Raw genomic sequence first — 18,496 nt, 5'->3', positions numbered from 1 at the left:
GAAAGCGCGGCCGATAGGCTCCACCCATGCGCAGCTGGTCGGGTCCCGTGGTGCCGTCCCTGGCCTCCGAAGGACTCGGAACCGGGCCCGCGCCCGTCGTGCACGACACCGCCCACGAGTCGCTGCGGCCGCTCGACGGCGAGGGCGAGGCCCGCCTCTACGTCTGCGGGATCACCCCGTACGACGCCACGCACCTGGGCCACGCGGCCACGTACCTGACCTTCGACCTGCTGCAGCGCGTCTGGCGCGACCAGGGTCGCGACGTGGTCTACACGCAGAACGTGACCGACGTCGACGACCCGCTCCTGGAGCGCGCGACCGCCACCGGCATCGACTGGGTCGAGCTCGCCGAGCGCGAGACGCAGCTGTTCCGCGAGGACATGACGGCCCTGCGCATCCTTCCGCCCCGCCACTACATCGGCGCCGTCGAGTCGATCGACCTCGTCGTCGAGCTCGTCGGACGCCTCGAGAAGGCCGGCGCGGTGTACGCGGTCGACGACGACCTGTACTTCGACGTGCACGCCGACGCGGCCTTCGGATCGGTCTCGGGCTGGGACGACGAGACCATGCGCCGGATCTTCGGCGAGCGCGGAGGCGATCCCGAGCGCGCCGGCAAGCGCGACCCGCTCGACTGCCTGCTGTGGCAGGCGGAGCGTCCGGGCGAGCCCGCCTGGGACACGCGACTCGGACGCGGCCGCCCGGGGTGGCACATCGAGTGCGCCGCGATCGCGCTGGCCCACCTCGGCACGAGCTTCGACGTGCAGGGCGGTGGCTCGGACCTGGTCTTCCCGCACCACGAGATGTCGGCCTCCGAGGCCGCCGTCGCGACCGGCGCACCGTTCGCCCGTGCCTACGTGCACGCCGGCATGGTCGGCTACGAGGGCGAGAAGATGAGCAAGTCCAAGGGCAACCTCGTGCTCGTGTCGCGGCTCCGCGCCGACGGTCACGACCCCATGGCGATCCGGCTGGCCCTGCTCGCCCACCACTACCGCAGCGACTGGGAGTGGTTCGGCCCGGAGATCACCGCGGCCGAGGAACGTCTCGCGGCGTGGCGAGCAGCGGCATCCCGCGACTCCACGGCACCTGCGGCGCTCGTCATCGATGCGGTGCGTGCAGCGCTGGCGGACGACCTGGACGCCCCGGCCGCGCTCGCTGCCGTCGACGCGTGGGCGGGGGAGTCCGGGGACGACGCCGAGGCGCCCCAGCAGGTGCGCACGGCGATCGACGCGCTGCTCGGCGTCGAGCTGTAGCTAGCGGTCGTCGCCCGTCTGGCGACGGCGGAGGTAGCGCTCGAACTCGCGGGCGATCGCGTCGCCGGAGGCCTCGGGCAGGTCGCTCGTGTCGCGCTCGGACTCGAGTGCCTTGACGTACTCGGCGATCTCCTCGTCGTCCTCCATGACCTCCTCGGCGCCGCGCTGCCACGCGTCGCTGAGCTCGTCGAGCACGCCCTGGGGGAGCGGGATCGAGAGGACGTCCTCGACCGCGCCGAGCAGCGCGAGCGTGGCCTTGGGGCACGGCGGCTCGGCCAGGTAGTGCGGCACGGCGGCCCAGAGCGACACGGTCGAGAGACCGAGCTTCGTGGCCTCCTCGTTCAGCACCGAGTTGATGCCGACCGGGCCGCTGTAGTGCGAGGACTCCACCCCCGGGACCACGCGCGCCGACATCCCGTTGCTCGAGCCGCTGACGGGCACGGGGCGGGTGTGCGGCGTGTCGGCCAGCAGGGCACCCAGCGTGATGACCTCGGAGACCCCGGCCAGCGAGGCGATGCCGAGGATCGTGCTGCAGAACCCCCGCCACTTGTAGTTGGGCTCGCTGGCGCGCAGCAGCAGGACGTCTCGCTCGGCGCCGCGCGGCCGGGCGACGTAGATCGTCGGCGTCGGCCACACGAGGACACCGTTGTCGTCCTCGTCGCGGCGCAGCACGGGTCGGTTGACCTGGAAGTCGTAGTACTCCTCCGGGTCGAGCTCGACCAGCACCTCCGCGTCCCACTCGTCGACCAGGTGGGCCACCGTGCCCGAGGCCGCGTCGGCGGCGTCGTTCCAGCCCTCGAAGGCGGCCAGCAGCCAGGGGTCGCGCAGCGGCGGGATGTCGTCGAACGTCACGAGGCCACCCTAGGACCGCTCACTCGTCGTCGGTCCGGTACCCGAGGTTCGGCGCGAGCCAGCGCTCCGCCTCGGCGACCGTCCAGCCCTTGCGCTCGGCGTACTCGGTGACCTGGTCACGCCCGATGCGGCCGACGACCGTGTACTGCGACTTCGGGTGCGAGAAGTACCAGCCGCTGACCGAGGCCCCCGGCCACATGGCCATGGAGTCGGTGAGCTCGATGCCTGTCTGCGCCTTGACGTCGAGCAGGTCCCACAGGAGCGCCTTCTCGGTGTGGTCGGGGCAGGCGGGGTAGCCGGGTGCGGGCCGGATCCCGACGTACTTCTCGGCGATCAGCGACTCGTTGTCGAGCTCCTCGGTGGGCTGGTAGCCCCAGAACTCCTTGCGGACGCGCTCGTGCAGCCGCTCGGCGAAGGCCTCGGCCAGGCGGTCGGCCAGCGACTCCAGCAAGATCGCGCTGTAGTCGTCGAGGGCCGCCTTGAACTCGTTGACCTTCTCGGAGCTGCCGAGACCGGCCGTGACGGCGAAGGCGCCGACGTAGTCCTGCAGGCCCGTCTCCTTCGGAGCGACGAAGTCGGCCAGCGACTTGTGGGCCACCCCGGCCCGGTGCTCGGTCTGCTGTCGCAGGTGGTGCAGCGTCGTGCGCACGTCGTCGCGGTGGCCGTCGGCGTACACCTCGATGTCGTCGTGACCGACCTGGTTCGCCGGGAACAGGCCCACGACGCCGCTGGCCGAGATCCACTGCTCCTCGATCATCGTGTCGAGCATCTCCTGCGCGTCCTCGTACAGCTTGCGCGCGGTCTCGCCCGTGGAGGGGTTGTTGAGGATGTCGGGGAAGCGCCCCTTCATCTCCCACGCGTTGAAGAACGGCTGCCAGTCGATGTACTCACGCAGCTCGGCCAGCGGGTAGTCGGTGAAGGTGCGCACGAACGCGCCGTCGGCGTCGAGCTCGGGCGGCACGGGCGGCTCGTAGCCCTCCCACTCGATGTCGACCTGGTTCGCGCGCGCCTTCTCGATCGACAGCAGCGGCTTGGCGTCGGAGCGCGCCGCGTGACGCTCGCGCAGCGAGTCGTAGTCGGTCTGCAGGTCCGAGAGCAGGCCCGGACGCTGGTCGTCGGACAGCAGGGCCGCGACGACGGGAACCGAGCGCGACGCGTCCTTCACCCAGACGACGGGACCGTGGTACTTCTGGTCGACCTTGACCGCCGTGTGGGCGCGCGAGGTCGTGGCGCCACCGACGAGCAGCGGGATGTCGAAGCCCTGTCGCTCCATCTCGGCAGCGAAGTTGACCATCTCGTCGAGCGAGGGCGTGATGAGCCCGGACAGGCCGATGACGTCGGCGTCGTGCTCCTTGGCCGCGTCGAGGATCTTCTGCGCCGGGACCATGACCCCGAGGTCGATGACGTCGTAGTTGTTGCACTGCAGCACCACGCCGACGATGTTCTTGCCGATGTCGTGGACGTCGCCCTTGACCGTGGCCATGACGACCTTGCCGTTGCTGCGGCCGGCGTCCTCGGGACTCTTCTCGTCCTCGATGAACGGGATGAGGTGCGCGACGGCCTTCTTCATGACGCGCGCCGACTTCACGACCTGCGGGAGGAACATCTTGCCCGCGCCGAACAGGTCGCCGACGACGTTCATGCCGTCCATCAGCGGGCCCTCGATGACCTCCAGCGGCTTGCCGCCGCGCGCGGCGATCTCGAGCCGGAGCTCCTCGGTGTCGGACTCGGCGAACTCGTCGATGCCCTTGACCAGGGCGTGCGTGATGCGCTCGCCGACGGGCAGCGAACGCCACTCGGCGGCCGCGACCTCGGCCTTCTCGCCCGTGCCGACGTACTCGCCGGCGATCTCGAGCAGACGGTCGGCCGCGTCGGGGCGCCGGTTGAGGATGACGTCCTCGATGCGCTCACGGAGCTTCTCGTCGACCTCGTCGTAGACCACGAGGGCGCCGGCGTTGACGATTCCCATGTCCATGCCGGCCCGCGTCGCGTGGTACAGGAAGACCGCGTGGATCGCCTCGCGCACGGCGTTGTTGCCGCGGAAGGAGAACGACACGTTCGAGACGCCGCCGGAGATCTTGACGCCCGGCAGGTTCTCCTTGATCCAGCGCGTGCCCTCGATGAAGTCGATGCCGTAGGTGGCGTGCTCCTCGATGCCCGTGGCCACCGCGAAGATGTTGGGGTCGAAGATGATGTCCTCGGGCGGGAAGCCGACCTCCTCGGTGAGGATCCGGTAGGCGCGGCCGCAGATCTCCTTGCGGCGTTCCACGTCGTCGGCCTGGCCCTCCTCGTCGAAGGCCATCACGACGACCGCGGCACCGTACTTGCGGCACAGGCGCGCCTGGGTGACGAACTCCTCCTCGCCGGCCTTCAGCGAGATCGAGTTCACGATGCACTTGCCCTGGACGTTCTTCAGGCCCTCCTCGATGACCTCCCACTTCGAGGAGTCGACCATGATCGGGACCTTGCAGATGTCGGGCTCGCTGCTGACGAGGCGGGTGAAGCGCCGCATGGCCTCGACGCCGTCGATCATGCCCTCGTCCATGTTGATGTCGATGACCTGCGCGCCGTTCTCGACCTGCTGCCGCGCGACCGACAGGGCCGTCGGGTAGTCGCCGTCGCGGATGAGGTTGCGGAAGCGGGCCGATCCGGTGATGTTGGTGCGCTCGCCGACGTTGACGAAGAGCGAGTCCTCGGTGATGTTCAGCGGCTCCAGGCCCGACAGGCGCATCGCGGTCTGCACCTCGGTGCGCTCGCGCGGGGCGACGCCCTCGAGCGCACCGGCGATGTCGGCGATGTGGGCCGGCGTGGTGCCGCAGCAGCCGCCGGCGGCGTTGATGATGCCGGCCTCGGCGAACTCGCGGAGGATCTCGGCCGTGGTGTGCGGCTCCTCGTCGTACTCACCGAAGGAGTTGGGCAGGCCCGCGTTCGGGTAGGCGTGCACGAAGCAGTCGGCGATGCGCGACAGCTCGGCGATGTACGGCCGCAGCTCGCGCCCGCCGAGGGCGCAGTTGAGCCCGACCATGATCGGACGCACGTGGCGGACCGAGTTCCAGAACGCCTCGGTGACCTGGCCGGTCAGCGTGCGGCCGGAGGCGTCGGTGATGGTGCCCGAGATCGCGACGGGCCAGCGCCGGCCGGCCTGCTCGAAGAAGGTCTCGAGCGCGAAGATCGCGGCCTTGGCGTTCAGCGTGTCGAAGATCGTCTCGACCAGGAAGAGGTCGACACCGCCGTCGACGAGGCCCCTGATCTGCTCGCCGTAGGCGTCGACCATCTCGTCGAAGGTGATGTTGCGGGCGGCTGGGTCGTTGACGTCGGGCGAGATCGAGCCCGTGCGGTTCAGGGGGCCGATCGCGCCGGCCACGTAGCGCGGCTTCTGGGGATCGCGAGCCGTGTACTCGTCGCACGCCTCGCGGGCCAGGCGCGCCGAGGTGACGTTGAGCTCGTAGGCGAGGTCCTCCATGCCGTAGTCGGCGAGCGAGATCCACTGACAGTTGAACGTGTTGGTCTCGAGGATGTCGGCGCCGGACTCGAGGTACTCGCGGTGGATGCCGCCGATGATCTGCGGCTGCGTGATGCTCAGCAGGTCGTTGTTGCCCTGGATGTCGGACGGCCAGTCGGCGAACCGCTCACCGCGGTAGCCGGCCTCGTCGGGACGATCACGCTGGATCGCGGTGCCCATGGCGCCGTCGATGATCGCGAGCCGCTCGGAGAGCAGCGCCGTCAACGCCTCGGTGGCGTCGGGGCGCCACTCGTCGGTCGGGGTCACGGGAGTGCTGGTCACGGTCATGCGATTCCTCGGATCCAGAGAGTGGACTGGGGAACCTCCAGCCGGCAGCGGGCTCGCATGGGCAATGAGGTCGAACGGGTTCATTGTGCCACGCAGGACCAGGTTTCGAGGCGAGTCGCCGTGGTGTGGACGCGTGATGCCGGGAACATTCTCGGTGCCCCGCTCCTCTGAGTTCACGAACACGCCACCCCGGCACGACACGACCACCGGTCCACCTCAGGACCCCGATCGGGAGGAACCACGATGGCCACCGACGAGACCCGCTACGAAGCCTCGAACCCGCAGACGGCACCCGCCCGCCTGCAGGAGCTGACGGGCGACCCCGACCTCTGGCCGCTCATCGCCGCCAACCCCAGCGCCTACGACTCGCTCGTCGCCTGGCTCGGCGAGAACGGCGGCCCGGAGGTGCAGTCCGCGATCGCGTCCCGCGGCAGCGCCGCAGCCGCATCGTCCGCTGCACCGCCTGCGGCACCCGCACCGCAGGGTCCCGGCCTGCCTCCGCCCGGTGGCTACGGACAGGCGCCCAGCGGCTACGCCGCTCCCGGTGCTCCGCAGTCGGGTTCCGGCGGCTCGAAGAAGGGCCTGTGGATCACGCTCGGCGTCCTGATCTTCCTGATCGTCACCGGCGGCATCGGCACCGGCGTCTGGGCGCTGACCCGCGGCGACGACTCCACCACGTCGTCCGACGACGAGAAGAAGGACTCGGACGACACGACGACGACGGACGACGACAAGGACGACAAGGACGACGAGCCGACCACCGAGGTCGACTGCGACACGCTCGACGACCTCGAGGACGCTGCCGGCGACCTGACGCTCTACTACCCGGACCTCGACGACGAATCCGACCTCGAGGACGCGGTCGCCACGATCGAGGAGTTCGCCGACGTCGACGACACGACCATCGCCGATGCCGTCGAGGTGCTCCTGGCCTACGCCGAGGAGCTGCAGGACGACCCGGACGCGGTCTTCAGCGAGGCCTGGTCCGACGCCATCGATGCCGAGTACGAGATCGTCGACTACGTCGCCGAGGAGTGCTGAACCCGGCTGTCCGCCGCCGCCGCCGATCCACCCGGGTCGGCGGCGGTGGCATGTGTGCTTGCTCGCACCCTGACATCCGGTCACGCCGAGGGCGTGACTGCACTAGGCTCATCTCGTTTCACACTGCGACTACTTGCTTCTCGAGGGGAACCACCGATGGCCACCGACGAAACGCGCGCTGAGGCGAGCAACCCGGGCACGCCCGCGGCACGCCTGCAGGAGCTCACGAACGATCCCGAGCTCTGGCCCCTGATCGCCGCGAACCCGAACGCCTACGACAGCCTCCTGGCGTGGCTCGGCGAGAACGGCGGACCGGACGTGCAGTCCGCGATCGCGTCGCGCGGTGGCGCGGCCGAGCCGACGTCGGTCCTGCCGCAGCAGGCCCCGCCCGTGACGCCGCCTCCCGGTGGTCCCGGTCTGCCCCCGCCGGGTGGCTCGGCGCTGCCGCCTCCCGGCGGCTACAACCAGGCCCCGGCCGGGTTCCCGCCCCCGGGCGGCCCGCAGGGTGGTTCGGGTGGCTCGAAGAAGGGCCTCTGGATCACGCTCGCGGTGCTCGTGTTCCTGCTCGTGGGCAGCGGCATCGGCGTGGGCGTCTGGGCGCTGACCAAGGACGACGACTCCGACACCCGTTCGGACGAGGACACCTCGGACACCGATCCCACCGACGACCCGAGCGACGAGCCGAGCGACGACACCGATGACGACGACACGTCGGGCGACATCGACTGCGACGCGCTCGACGACGTCTCCGACGCCGGCTTCGACATCGTCTACTACATCCCCGACGTCGACGACCAGTCGACGCTCGACGACGCCGTCGCCGTGCTCGAGGACTTCGAGGGCACCGACGACGCCGACGTCACGGACGCGATCGAGCTGATCCTCTCGTTCGCCTCGACGGTCCAGGACGACCCGGACGCGGCCTTCGGCGACGAGTTCCTCGAGGCGTCGGACGCCCTGGGCGACATCGACGACTTCATCTTCGAGGAGTGCTGACGGGTCCTTCCCGCTCGCGCGAGAGCCCGCCGACCGCCCCACGGGGCGGACCCGGCGGGCTCTCGGCGTTCTGACAGGATCGAGGCGTGGCCATCGACGCGTTCACCTCAGGCCTGCCGGCTGCCGTTCTCTGGGACCTCGACGGGACCCTGGTCGACACCGAGCCCCTCTGGATCGCTGCCGAGCACGAGCTCGCCGCCCTGGTCGGGGGATCGTGGACGGCCGAGGACGCCCTGCAGCTCGTGGGCTCGGACCTGCTGACCTCGGGCCGGATCCTGCAGCAGCACTTCGAGACCACGATGACGCCGGAGGAGATCGTCGACTTCCTCGTGGTGCGGGTCTCGCGCGGGCTCGCCGAGGGCACGCCGTGGCGCCCCGGTGCCCGTGAGCTCGTGCTGGCGTTCGCCGACCGCGAAGTGCCGCAGGCCCTGGTGACGATGTCGTACGCGGTCATGGCCGACCCGCTGGCCGCCACGCTCCCGCTCGCTGCCGTCGTGACCGGTGACCGGGTGACGCACGGCAAGCCGCACCCCGAGCCGTACCTCGCCGCCGCCCGGGCGCTGGGCGTGGACGCCGCAGCGTGCGTCGCGGTCGAGGACTCCGAGACCGGGGCCACCTCCGCCACCGAGGCCGGCTGCCACGTGCTGGCGGTGCCGCACATGGTGCCGGTCGCCCCGCACCCACGGCGCCGATCCGTGACGTCGCTCGAGGGGCTCACGCCCGAGTCGGTCGCCGCGCTGTTCTAGCCGAGCGGTTCCAGGCGGGTCGTCGGCATCGGCAGCACCTGACCGCCGCCCTCGGGGCACAGGTCGCGGTGGGCGCAGAAGCGGCAGAGCCCACTGGGCCGTGGACGGAAGTCGCCGGCCGCGAGGGCCGCGTCGATGGCCGACCAGATGGCGAGCAGCTTGCGCTCGGTGGCCAGCAGGTCGGGCTCGGTGGGCACGTACCGGAGCACCTGGCCGTCGCCGAGGTACATGAGCTGCAGCAGGGACGGCATGACGCCGCGCGTGCGCCAGACGACCAGCGCGTAGAACTTCATCTGGAACAGCGCCTTGTCCTCGTAGCGCTCGCCCGGGGACCGTCCGCTCTTGTAGTCGACGATGCGGATGCGACCGTCGGGTGCGACGTCGATGCGGTCGACGATGCCGGCCAGCACGAGCCGGTCGTCGACCGCGCCCTCGACGCGGACCTCGCGCTCGGCGGGCTCGAGCGTCTGCGGGTTCTCGAGGCGGAAGTACGTCTCGAGGAGGGCGTCGACCGAGGCGAACCATGCGTCGCGCTCGGGGTCGACCGCCTCGGGCGCGGTGAACAGGTCGACCAGACGCGCGTCGTCGGCGACGACCCGCTCCCACGCGGCCGGCACGAGCGACTGGGCGACCTCGGGCGTGCGTCGCTCGGCCGGCTGGTCGAAGAGGTCCTCGAGCACGGCGTGGACGAGCGTGCCGCGAGCGGCCACGGGTGACGGCGGCTCGGGCAGGCGGTCGATCGTGCGGTACCGGAACAGCAGCGGACAGGTGAGGAAGTCGGACGCCCGGCTGGGGGAGAGCCGGCGGCGCACGACGACGGGCTCGTCGTGCGCGGCGCCGAGGTCCGTTCCGGTGGTCATGCCCTGCACGCTAGTCGGCGGGTCCGACAAGGTCCCGAACCGCCACGGTCGCCGCGATAGGTTGACGCCATGTCGACATCCGGATCGCTGCGTCTCGGGCGCGTGTGGTCCGTGCCGATCCGCATCCGTCCCGGCGCCGTGCTGATGGGTCTGGTGCTGGTCGGCCTCTTCGGCCCCCGGCTCGACGCGGCAGGGTTCTCGAACCCGTGGCTGGTCGCGGTGCTCGCCGTGCTCTCGCTCTACGTGTCGGTGCTCCTGCACGAGATCGCCCACGTCGCCGCGGCGCGCCGGTACGACCTGCCGGTCCACTCGGTCACCCTGCACCTGCTCGGCGGCGAGACGCTGCTCGAGGCCGACAGCGCGACGGCCCGCGAGGAGCTCGTGACCGCGGCGTCGGGACCGCTCGCGTCAGCGGTGATCGGTGGCGCCGGGCTGGCCGCGGGAGCGGCACTCGGCGACGGCCAGGCGGGCGAGATCGTCATGACGCTGGGCCTCATCAACCTGCTGGTGGCCGGCATCAACCTGCTCCCGGCCCTCCCGCTGGACGGCGGACGCGTCGTGAGGGCGATCGCGTGGGCCGTCACCGGCCGGGAGCGTTCCGGCATCGTCGTGGCGGGCTGGACCGGCCGCTTCGCCGCGCTGGCGAGCTTCGCGCTGGGCGCCTGGCTGCTGCTGCAGGGCGGTCGCACGGCGTGGCTCGACCTCGCGCTGTGCGCCATGGTGGGCCTGTTCATGTGGGCCGGCTCCTCCCAGGCGCTGCGCATCGCCGACCGCGCGGCCCGCATCGACCGGCTCCAGGCACGCCGCATGTACGACTCCACCCGACCCGACCCCGAGTGGCCACGCCTGCACGTCGACCTGACCGGCGACGAGCTGCTGCGCGCGATGAGCCACGAGCCCGCCGATGCCTACGCCGTCGTCGACGGTGACGGCGAGGTCCTCGGCACCTTGCGCACCCGCACCGTCAACCGCCAGTACCGAGCAGGAGCCCGACGATGACCACGCCCGACCCCGCCGCGCCGACCCCGACCTGGATGCGTCGTGGCCCCTTCGCCGAGGGGGAGTGGGTGCGCCTGAACGACGCCAAGGGGCGCAAGCACAACATCCAGCTCGTGGCGGGCAAGGAGTTCTCGACCAAGAAGGGTCAGCTCCGCCACGACGACATCCTGGGCCGCCCCGAGGGCGTCGTGATCGAGGCCTCGCTCGGTGGCGAGTACCAGGTCTTCCGCCCGCTGCTCTCGGAGTACGTCGTCTCGATGCCCCGCGGCGCCGCGATCATCTATCCGAAGGACGCCGCCCAGATCGTCACGTGGGCCGACATCTACCCGGGGGCGCGGGTGGTCGAGGCCGGTGCCGGCTCAGGGAGCCTGACGGCCTGGCTGCTGCGCGCCGTGGGCACCGAGGGCAGCGTCGGCTCGTACGAGATCCGCGAGGAGTTCGCCGAGGTCGCCCGCAAGAACGTCGGCCAGATCATCGGGGACCACCCGGCCTGGACGCTCACGGTCGGCGACGTGCGCGAGGTCATGACCGAGACCGAGATCGACCGTCTGGTCCTCGACATGGTCGACCCCTGGACCTGCGTGCCGCTCGCCGCCGAACGGCTCGTGGCCGGTGGCGTCGTGTGCGCCTACGTCGCGACCACGACGCAGCTCTCGCTGTTCGTCGAGACGCTGCGCGAGCACGGAGAGTTCACCGAGCCCCGCGCCTGGGAGACCCTGGAGCGCGAGTGGCACGCGGAGGGCCTCGCCGTCCGGCCCGCGCACGGCGCCGGGTCGCACACCGCCTACCTCGTCACCGCACGTCGCATGGCCCACGGCCAGCGCGCCCTCGCCAAGACCCGCCGGCCCGCGCCTGGCGCCTACGGTCCCGACTACTCCGGGCCCCGTCCGGCGGGCTTGCCCGAGGCCTGACGCCGGCCGCGTCATCGAAACGTCACACACGGTGTGAGATCGACACTGTGGTGCAACGTTGCGCGGGGTAGTGTCAACCGCACGAGCAGGAGGTGTCACATGTCCGACGACGATGCCCGCCCCATGAACTCCGGATCGGCGGCAGCCGAGGCCGAGCTGGCCTACCTGCGCGCGGAGGTCGAGCACCTCCGTCGCCGCGCCGACGGAGACGTCTCCACCGACGCGCGCCTCCGGGAGGTCGAGGCCAAGTTGTCCGCCACCTCGGCGCAGAACGAGCGGCTCATGAGCACGCTCCGCGAGGCGCGCGACCAGATCGTGACGCTCAAGGAGGAGGTCGACCGTCTGGCGCAGCCGCCGACCGGTTTCGGCACGTTCCTGCAGCTCAACGACGACGAGTCGGTCGACGTGTTCACCGGCGGCCGCAAGATGCGCGTCAACGTGAGCCCGGCGGTCGACCGCGACGCGCTGCAGCGTGGCCAGGAGGTCATCCTCAACGAGGCCATGAACGTCGTCGCCGCGCTGGAGTTCGAGAACATCGGCGACATCGTCATGCTCAAGGAGATCCTGGCGGACGGCGAGCGCGCCCTCGTGCTCGGCAACGCCGACGAGGAGCGCATCGTCCGCATCGCGCACAGCCTCGCCGACGTGCGGATCCGCGCGGGCGACTCGCTCCTGCTCGACTCGCGCTCGGGGTACGTCTACGAGCGCATCCCCAAGAGCGAGGTCGAGGAGCTCGTGCTGGAAGAGGTCCCCGACGTCGACTACACCTCGATCGGCGGCCTCGGCAACCAGGTCGAGATCATCCAGGACGCCGTCGAGCTGCCGTACCTGCACCCCGAGGTCTTCGTCGAGCACGAGCTGAAGCCGCCGAAGGGCATCCTGCTGTACGGCCCGCCCGGCTGCGGCAAGACCATGATCGCCAAGGCGGTCGCGGCCTCGCTCGCCCGCAAGGTCTCCGAGAAGACGGGCCAGGAGGGGCGCAGCTTCTTCCTCAACATCAAGGGCCCCGAGCTGCTCAACAAGTACGTCGGCGAGACCGAGCGGCACATCCGTCTGGTGTTCCAGCGGGCCCGCGAGAAGGCCAGCGAGGGCACCCCGGTCATCGTGTTCTTCGACGAGATGGACTCCCTGTTCCGCACGCGCGGCTCCGGCGTCTCGAGCGACGTCGAGAACACGATCGTGCCGCAGCTGCTCAGCGAGATCGACGGTGTCGAGGGCCTGGAGAACGTGCTGGTCATCGGTGCGTCGAACCGCGAGGACATGATCGACCCCGCGATCCTGCGCCCCGGCCGTCTCGACGTGAAGATCAAGATCGAGCGCCCCGACGCCGAGGCCGCCCGCGACATCTTCAGCAAGTACCTGACCTCGCGCCTGCCGCTGCACGCCGACGACGTCGCCGAGTTCGGCGGCGACCGCGACGCCACCGTGCACGGCATGATCCAGCGCACCGTCGAGCGGATGTACACCGAGACCGAGGAGAACCAGTTCCTCGAGGTCACGTACGCCAACGGCGACAAGGAGGTCCTGTACTTCAAGGACTTCAACTCCGGCGCGATGATCCAGAACATCGTCGACCGGGCCAAGAAGATGGCCATCAAGGACCTCCTCTCGGCCCAGCAGCACGGCATCCGGGTGCAGCACCTGCTCCAGGCGTGCGTCGACGAGTTCAAGGAGAACGAGGACCTGCCCAACACGACCAACCCCGACGACTGGGCGCGGATCTCGGGCAAGAAGGGTGAGCGCATCGTGTTCATCCGCACCCTCGTCTCGGGCAAGTCCGGCGGAGAGCCGGGCCGCTCCATCGACACCGTCGCCAACACCGGCCAGTACCTGTAGGTGGCACTGGAGATCCGCGTCGTCTCGTACGGGAGTGACGACGCGCAGCTGCTGACGGCCGAGGTCCAGGCGGAGTACGGCCGGCGGTACGGCGGCGAGGGTGACATCTCGCCGATGGACCCCGCGCAGTTCGACGCGCCCGACGGGCTGTTCGTGATCGGCTACGTCGACGGGGTGCCGGCTGCGTCGGGCGGATGGCGGCGTGGCGGCCCCCTGGGCCACGCCGACGCCGAGATCAAGCGGATGTTCGTCCGACCGCAGTTCGCGCGTCAGGGTCACGCCCGCACGGTGCTGGCCGAGCTCGAGCGCACCGCCCGCGAGGCAGGCATCACCCGCCTCGTGCTGGAGACCGGCCTCGCCCAGCCCGAGGCGATCGCGCTGTACTCCTCGAGCGGGTACGAGAACATCACGCCGTTCGGCTTCTACGCGGCCTACGACGACTCGGTCCACTTCGGGAAGGTCCTAGGGTGAGGTCATGACGGTCCGCCGGGTCCAGGGCAGCGAGGTCGAGTACGGCATCGCGGTGCAGGGTCAACCCCACGCCAATCCCATGGTCACCTCGACGCACGTGGTCAACTCCTACGCCTCGGCGAACCACCTGACCCGCCGGGCCCGCTGGGACTTCGAGGAGGAGAGCCCGCTGCGCGACGCGCGGGGCTTCGACCTCGGCCGCGCCGACGCCGATCCCTCGCAGCTGACCGACGAGGACCTCGGGCTCGCCAACATCATCCTCACCAACGGCGCCCGCCTGTACGTCGACCACGCGCACCCGGAGTACTCCAGCCCCGAGGTCACGAGCCCGCGCGACCTGGTGATCTGGGAGAAGGCCGGCGAGGAGGTCATGCGGTCGGCGGCCGAGCTGGCCAGCCAGATCCCGGGCCACGGCACGGTCGTGCTCTACAAGAACAACATCGACAACAAGGGCGCCTCCTACGGCTCGCACGAGAACTACCTGATGGACCGGGCCGTGCCGTTCGACCAGATCGTGACGCACCTGACGCCGTTCTTCGCCTCCCGCCAGGTCGTGTGCGGGGCCGGCCGGGTCGGGCAGAAGCAGGACGGCAGCAGGCACGCCTTCCAGATCAGCCAGCGCGCCGACTACTTCGAGGTGCCGGTCGGGCTCGAGACCACGCTGAAGCGGCCCATCATCAACACCCGCGACGAGCCGCACGCCGACGCCCGCAAGTACCGCCGGCTCCACGTCATCATCGGCGACGCGAACTGCTCCGAGACCTCGATCTACCTCAAGCACGGCACGGCGTCGCTGGTGCTGGCGCTGATCGAGGCAGGGCGCACGGTGACCGACCTCGCCCTCGAGACGCCTGTCGCCGCCCTGCACGAGATCTCCTACGACCCCACGCTGCGCACGACGGTCCGTCTGGCCGACGGGCGCACCGTCACGGCCCTCGACCTTCAGGGGGAGTACCTGCAGCGCGCCCGCCGGCTCGTGGACGACACCGGTGACGCCGACGAGCAGACCCTCCACGTCCTCGACCTCTGGGAGGACGTCCTCACGCGGCTGGCGCGCGACCCGATGGACCTGTCGACCGAGCTCGACTGGGTCGCCAAGCTGGCGCTGCTCGAGCGCTACCGCGAGCGCGACCAGCTCGACTGGGACCACGCGAAGCTGCACCTGGTCGACCTGCAGTACCACGACGTCCGCACCGAGCGCGGCCTCTTCCACCAGCTCGTCCGCACGGGCCGCATGAAGCGCCTGGTCGACCCGGCCGAGATCACCGCGGCCATCACCGAGCCGCCCGAGGACACCCGTGCCTGGTTCCGGGGCAAGTGCCTGCAGCACTTCTCGGACGACATCGCGGCCGCGTCCTGGGACTCGGTCATCTTCGACCTGCCCGGCTACGCCTCGCTGCAGCGCGTTCCCACCATGGAGCCCCTGCGCGGCACGCGGGAGCACGTCGGCGCCCTGTTCGACTCCGGCCCCACCGCGACCGAGCTGTTCCGCGCGCTCACCGGCAACGGCTAGACGCGTCTGTTCGTCACGCGGGCGCAACCGTTCTGGGTCTAGGGTGAAGACATGTCCGAGCAGCAGCACAAGAGCAACCGTCCGTCGCGTGATGCCGACGAGCAGGTCGAGGCCGCACCGGTCGACACCGAGGCCAAGGCGAAGCTCGACGACGACGTGGATTCCATCCTCGACGAGATCGACGACGTGCTCGAGGAGAACGCCGAGGAGTTCGTGCGCAGCTTCGTGCAGAAGGGCGGGCAGTGATGCTGCCCGACGCCTTCCGCACGGCAGGCTCGGCCTCCTTCACGGAGTTCCTCGCATCGCACGCCCCTGACCAGCTGCCGCGCGCCCGTGCCGAGCACACCGGCGCCCTCGAGGGGGTCACGCACGGCACCACGATCGTGGCCGCCACCTTCCCCGGTGGCGTCGTCATGGCAGGTGACCGCCGCGCCACGATGGGCAACGTCATCGCCCAGCGCGACATCCAGAAGGTCTTCCAGACCGACGAGTTCTCCTGCGTCGGCATCGCCGGCACGGCCGGTCTGGCCGTCGAGATGACCCGCTTGTTCCAGGTCGAGCTCGAGCACTACGAGAAGATCGAGGGCACGGTCCTGTCGACCGACGGCAAGGCGAACCGCCTGGCCACCCTGATCCGCGGCAACCTCGGCATGGCGATGCAGGGCCTGGCCGTCGTGCCCCTGTTCGCGGCCTACGACCTCGACCTCGGCGTCGGCCGCATCTTCGCGTTCGACGTCACGGGCAACCGCAACGAGGAGCGCACGTTCCACTCGGTCGGTTCCGGCTCGTTGTTCGCCCGCGGCTCGCTCAAGAAGCTGTACCGCGACGACCTGACCGAGCGCGAGACCGTCACGGCCGCCGTGCAGGCGCTGTACGACGCGGCCGACGACGACTCCGCGACCGGCGGACCCGACCTCGCGCGCCGCATCTTCCCGATGGTCGCCGTCATCACCGCCCACGGGTTCCACGCCTACGGCCAGGACGAGACCGCGGCGATCGCCGACGAGATCGTGGCCGCCCGACTCGCTGCGCCGGACGGCCCGTCCGCGCCCCTGATCTGAGAAGAGGAGCGCCGCCGTGACCCAGCCTTTCTACGTCTCGCCCGAGCAGCTCATGAAGGACCGGGCGGACTTCGCCCGCAAGGGCATCGCCCGGGGCCGCTCCGTCGCGGTCGTCCGCTACGCCGACGGCATCCTGTTCGTCGCCGAGAACCCGTCGCGTGCGCTCCACAAGATCAGCGAGATCTACGATCGCGTCGGCTTCGCGGCCGTGGGCCGGTACAACGAGTTCGAGAACCTGCGCATCGCCGGCGTCCGCCTGGCCGACCTGCGGGGGTACTCCTACGACCGCCGCGACGTCACGGGGCGCGGGCTCGCGAACGCCTACGCACAGACCCTCGGCACGATCTTCTCCTCGGGCGGAGAGAAGCCGTACGAGGTCGAGCTCTTCGTCGCCGAGCTGGGCGACACGCCGGACGGCGACCAGGTCTACCGCCTCACGTACGACGGCTCCGTCGCGGACGTGCGCGGGTGGGGCGTCATGGGCGGCACCACCGAGCCCGTCGAGCAGTGGTTCACCGACCACTACACGCCCGACCTCGACCTCGCCGGAGCCCTGACTCTCGCGCGTTCGGCCCTCGGCCACGACGACACGGCGCCGCGAGACGTCCCTGCCGAGTCGCTCGAGGTCGCGGTGCTCGACCGCACCCGCAGCCAGCTGCGCAAGTTCAAGCGGCTCTCCGACGCCGCCGTCGCCGAGCTCCTGGGGGGATGACGACCATGGACCGGCGCATCATGGGCATCGAGAACGAGTACGGGGTCACCTGCTCGTTCAAGGGGCAGCGCCGGTTGTCGCCCGACGAGGTGGCGCGCTACCTCTTCCGCCGCGTCGTCTCCTGGGGTCGCAGCAGCAACGTCTTCCTGCGCAACGGCTCGCGCCTGTACCTGGACGTCGGCAGCCACCCCGAGTACGCCACCCCGGAGTGCGACGACGTCGCCGAGCTCGTCACGCACGACAAGGCGGGGGAGCGCATCCTCGAAGGCCTGATGCTCGACGCGCAGCAGCGGCTGCGCGACGACGGCATCGAGGGTGACATCTACCTGTTCAAGAACAACACCGACTCGGCGGGCAACTCCTACGGCTGCCACGAGAACTACCTCGTCGGCCGCGGCGGGGAGTTCGCGCGGATGGCCGACGTCCTGATCCCGTTCCTCGTCTCGCGCCAGATCATCTGCGGCGCCGGCAAGGTGCAGCAGACCAGCCGCGGCACGATCTACTCGGTGAGCCAGCGCGCCGAGCACATCTGGGAGGGCGTCTCGAGCGCCACGACCCGGTCCCGGCCGATCATCAACACCCGCGACGAGCCCCACGCCGACGCCGAGCGCTTCCGCCGGCTGCACGTCATCGTGGGCGACTCCAACATGAGCGAGACCACGACGCTGCTGAAGGTCGCCACGACCGAGCTCGTGCTGCGCATGATCGAGGCCGGGGTCACGATGCGTGACCTCACGCTCGACAACCCCATCCGCGCCATCCGCGAGATCTCGCACGACATGACGGGGCGCCGCAAGGTGCAGCTGGCCAACGGTCGAGAGCTCTCGGCCCTGGAGATCCAGGCGGAGTACTTCGGCAAGGCCAGCGAGTTCGTCGATCGTCACGGTCTCTCTGATCCCGTCATCGAGCGCACGCTGGACCTGTGGGAGCGCACGCTCAAGGCCGTCGAGTCCGAGGACCTCTCGCTCGTGGAGCGCGAGATCGACTGGGTCATCAAGCTGCGGCTGCTGGAGCGGTACCGCGAGAAGAACCAGCTGAGCTGGAGCGACCCGCGCATGGCCCAGCTCGACCTGGCCTACCACGACATCCGTCGCGACCGCGGTCTCTACTACCTCCTGGAGCGCAAGGGCGCCGTCGCCCGGGTCACGAACGACCTCGACGTCTTCCGGGCCAAGTCGGTGCCACCGCAGACCACGCGAGCTCGGTTGCGGGGCGAGTTCATCAAGCGGGCGCAGGAGCGCCGCCGCGACTTCACGGTCGACTGGGTGCACCTGAAGCTCAACGACCAGGCCCAGCGCACCGTGCTCTGCAAGGACCCCTTCAAGTCCGAGGACGACCGCGTCCAACGGCTCATCGACGGCATGTGACGCGCTGCGGTACGGAGTGTGCCGGGTGATTGGCTAGGGTGGTCCGCGGTCGACCGTCCACGACGCGTCGTTCGCCCTTCTTCTCCGACCC

At 70.3% G+C, this 18,496-nt stretch carries 16 protein-coding genes; 13 read left to right on the top strand and 3 right to left on the bottom strand.

The genetic code is table 11. The annotated features are described in order from the left end of the window. The first annotated feature begins 26 nt into the window (after positions 1-26). Entirely contained in the window at positions 27-1,250 is a 1,224-nt protein-coding gene (gene mshC, locus LO931_RS12585; RefSeq protein ID WP_229054008.1) for a cysteine--1-D-myo-inosityl 2-amino-2-deoxy-alpha-D-glucopyranoside ligase, read from the top strand. Here the strand turns inward: mshC and LO931_RS12580 are convergent, their stop codons facing one another. Both LO931_RS12580 and metH read right to left on the bottom strand, forming a co-directional pair. After that, the gene (locus LO931_RS12580; protein WP_229054007.1) at positions 1,251-2,102 is read right to left on the bottom strand and encodes a PAC2 family protein; all 852 of its coding nucleotides are present in this window, start codon (positions 2,100-2,102) and stop codon (positions 1,251-1,253) included. Positions 2,103-2,121: 19 nt separating this feature from the next. After that, positions 2,122-5,892, bottom strand: a complete 3,771-nt coding sequence (gene metH / locus LO931_RS12575; RefSeq protein WP_229054002.1) for a methionine synthase — start codon at positions 5,890-5,892, stop codon at positions 2,122-2,124. A 243-nt stretch (positions 5,893-6,135) separates the two neighbouring features. Between metH and LO931_RS12570 the strand changes: the two genes are divergently transcribed. The 3 genes from LO931_RS12570 (at position 6,136) to LO931_RS12560 (ending at position 8,675) form a co-directional block, all read left to right on the top strand. After that, the gene (locus tag LO931_RS12570) at positions 6,136-6,933 is read left to right on the top strand and encodes a hypothetical protein (RefSeq protein WP_229054000.1); all 798 of its coding nucleotides are present in this window, start codon (positions 6,136-6,138) and stop codon (positions 6,931-6,933) included. A 156-nt stretch (positions 6,934-7,089) separates the two neighbouring features. Then, positions 7,090-7,929, top strand: a complete 840-nt coding sequence (locus LO931_RS12565) for a hypothetical protein (RefSeq protein ID WP_229053998.1) — start codon at positions 7,090-7,092, stop codon at positions 7,927-7,929. 86 nt (positions 7,930-8,015) lie between these two features. Beyond that, positions 8,016-8,675 carry an HAD family phosphatase gene (locus LO931_RS12560; protein ID WP_229053996.1) on the top strand — a complete coding sequence of 220 codons (660 nt, stop codon included), beginning with the start codon at positions 8,016-8,018 and terminating at the stop codon, positions 8,673-8,675. Here LO931_RS12560 and LO931_RS12555 read toward each other — a convergent pair. Continuing rightward, positions 8,672-9,535 (bottom strand): PD-(D/E)XK nuclease family protein, encoded by an 864-nt coding sequence (locus tag LO931_RS12555; RefSeq protein WP_229053994.1) that lies wholly within the window; start codon positions 9,533-9,535, stop codon positions 8,672-8,674. The genes LO931_RS12560 and LO931_RS12555 overlap by 4 nt on opposite strands. A 69-nt stretch (positions 9,536-9,604) precedes the next feature. Here LO931_RS12555 and LO931_RS12550 point away from each other — a divergent pair, with 69 nt between their 5' ends. From LO931_RS12550 to pafA, 9 genes are all read left to right on the top strand, one after another. Next, positions 9,605-10,534 (top strand): site-2 protease family protein, encoded by a 930-nt coding sequence (locus LO931_RS12550; protein ID WP_229053992.1) that lies wholly within the window; start codon positions 9,605-9,607, stop codon positions 10,532-10,534. Next, positions 10,531-11,445 carry a tRNA (adenine-N1)-methyltransferase gene (locus tag LO931_RS12545; RefSeq protein ID WP_304523511.1) on the top strand — a complete coding sequence of 305 codons (915 nt, stop codon included), beginning with the start codon at positions 10,531-10,533 and terminating at the stop codon, positions 11,443-11,445. Before LO931_RS12550 ends, LO931_RS12545 begins: the two co-directional genes overlap by 4 nt. Positions 11,446-11,568: 123 nt before the next feature. Continuing rightward, positions 11,569-13,281, top strand: a complete 1,713-nt coding sequence (gene arc / locus LO931_RS12540) for a proteasome ATPase (RefSeq protein ID WP_370636128.1) — start codon at positions 11,569-11,571, stop codon at positions 13,279-13,281. Further along, positions 13,282-13,752: a GNAT family N-acetyltransferase gene (locus LO931_RS12535; RefSeq protein ID WP_229053988.1), complete on the top strand. Its 471-nt coding sequence runs from the start codon at positions 13,282-13,284 to the stop codon at positions 13,750-13,752. Between the two features lie 4 nt (positions 13,753-13,756). Next, positions 13,757-15,265: a depupylase/deamidase Dop gene (gene dop, locus LO931_RS12530; protein ID WP_229053987.1), complete on the top strand. Its 1,509-nt coding sequence runs from the start codon at positions 13,757-13,759 to the stop codon at positions 15,263-15,265. A 51-nt stretch (positions 15,266-15,316) separates the two neighbouring features. Beyond that, complete coding sequence (locus LO931_RS12525) at positions 15,317-15,511, top strand: ubiquitin-like protein Pup (protein WP_229053985.1); 195 nt, start codon at positions 15,317-15,319, stop codon at positions 15,509-15,511. Continuing rightward, positions 15,511-16,326 (top strand): proteasome subunit beta, encoded by an 816-nt coding sequence (prcB, locus tag LO931_RS12520; protein WP_229053983.1) that lies wholly within the window; start codon positions 15,511-15,513, stop codon positions 16,324-16,326. The genes LO931_RS12525 and prcB overlap by 1 nt, the downstream gene beginning before the upstream one ends. 16 nt (positions 16,327-16,342) lie before the next feature. After that, positions 16,343-17,038, top strand: a complete 696-nt coding sequence (gene prcA, locus LO931_RS12515) for a proteasome subunit alpha (protein ID WP_229053981.1) — start codon at positions 16,343-16,345, stop codon at positions 17,036-17,038. Positions 17,039-17,043: 5 nt separating this feature from the next. Further along, entirely contained in the window at positions 17,044-18,405 is a 1,362-nt protein-coding gene (gene pafA, locus LO931_RS12510) for a Pup--protein ligase (protein ID WP_229053979.1), read from the top strand. The last annotated feature ends 91 nt before the right edge of the window (positions 18,406-18,496 follow it).

This window comes from Aeromicrobium sp. Leaf350, from assembly GCF_916858655.1.
Taxonomy (GTDB): domain Bacteria; phylum Actinomycetota; class Actinomycetes; order Propionibacteriales; family Nocardioidaceae; genus Aeromicrobium.
This window is presented reverse-complemented; position numbering and strand designations above follow the sequence as displayed.

Bases quoted from the DNA above. Each gene is read 5' to 3' on its own strand.
- LO931_RS12525 (WP_229053985.1), top strand. From the start codon at position 15,317: ATGTCCGAGCAGCAGCACAAGAGCAACCGTCCGTCGCGTGATGCCGAC.
- pafA (WP_229053979.1), top strand. From the start codon at position 17,044: ATGGACCGGCGCATCATGGGCATCGAGAACGAGTACGGGGTCACCTGC.
- mshC (WP_229054008.1), top strand. From the start codon at position 27: ATGCGCAGCTGGTCGGGTCCCGTGGTGCCGTCCCTGGCCTCCGAAGGA.
- LO931_RS12565 (WP_229053998.1), top strand. From the start codon at position 7,090: ATGGCCACCGACGAAACGCGCGCTGAGGCGAGCAACCCGGGCACGCCC.
- LO931_RS12555 (WP_229053994.1), bottom strand. From the start codon at position 9,535: ATGACCACCGGAACGGACCTCGGCGCCGCGCACGACGAGCCCGTCGTC.
- LO931_RS12545 (WP_304523511.1), top strand. From the start codon at position 10,531: ATGACCACGCCCGACCCCGCCGCGCCGACCCCGACCTGGATGCGTCGT.
- LO931_RS12570 (WP_229054000.1), top strand. From the start codon at position 6,136: ATGGCCACCGACGAGACCCGCTACGAAGCCTCGAACCCGCAGACGGCA.
- LO931_RS12550 (WP_229053992.1), top strand. From the start codon at position 9,605: ATGTCGACATCCGGATCGCTGCGTCTCGGGCGCGTGTGGTCCGTGCCG.
- prcB (WP_229053983.1), top strand. From the start codon at position 15,511: ATGCTGCCCGACGCCTTCCGCACGGCAGGCTCGGCCTCCTTCACGGAG.
- arc (WP_370636128.1), top strand. From the start codon at position 11,569: ATGAACTCCGGATCGGCGGCAGCCGAGGCCGAGCTGGCCTACCTGCGC.
- metH (WP_229054002.1), bottom strand. From the start codon at position 5,892: ATGACCGTGACCAGCACTCCCGTGACCCCGACCGACGAGTGGCGCCCC.
- dop (WP_229053987.1), top strand. From the start codon at position 13,757: ATGACGGTCCGCCGGGTCCAGGGCAGCGAGGTCGAGTACGGCATCGCG.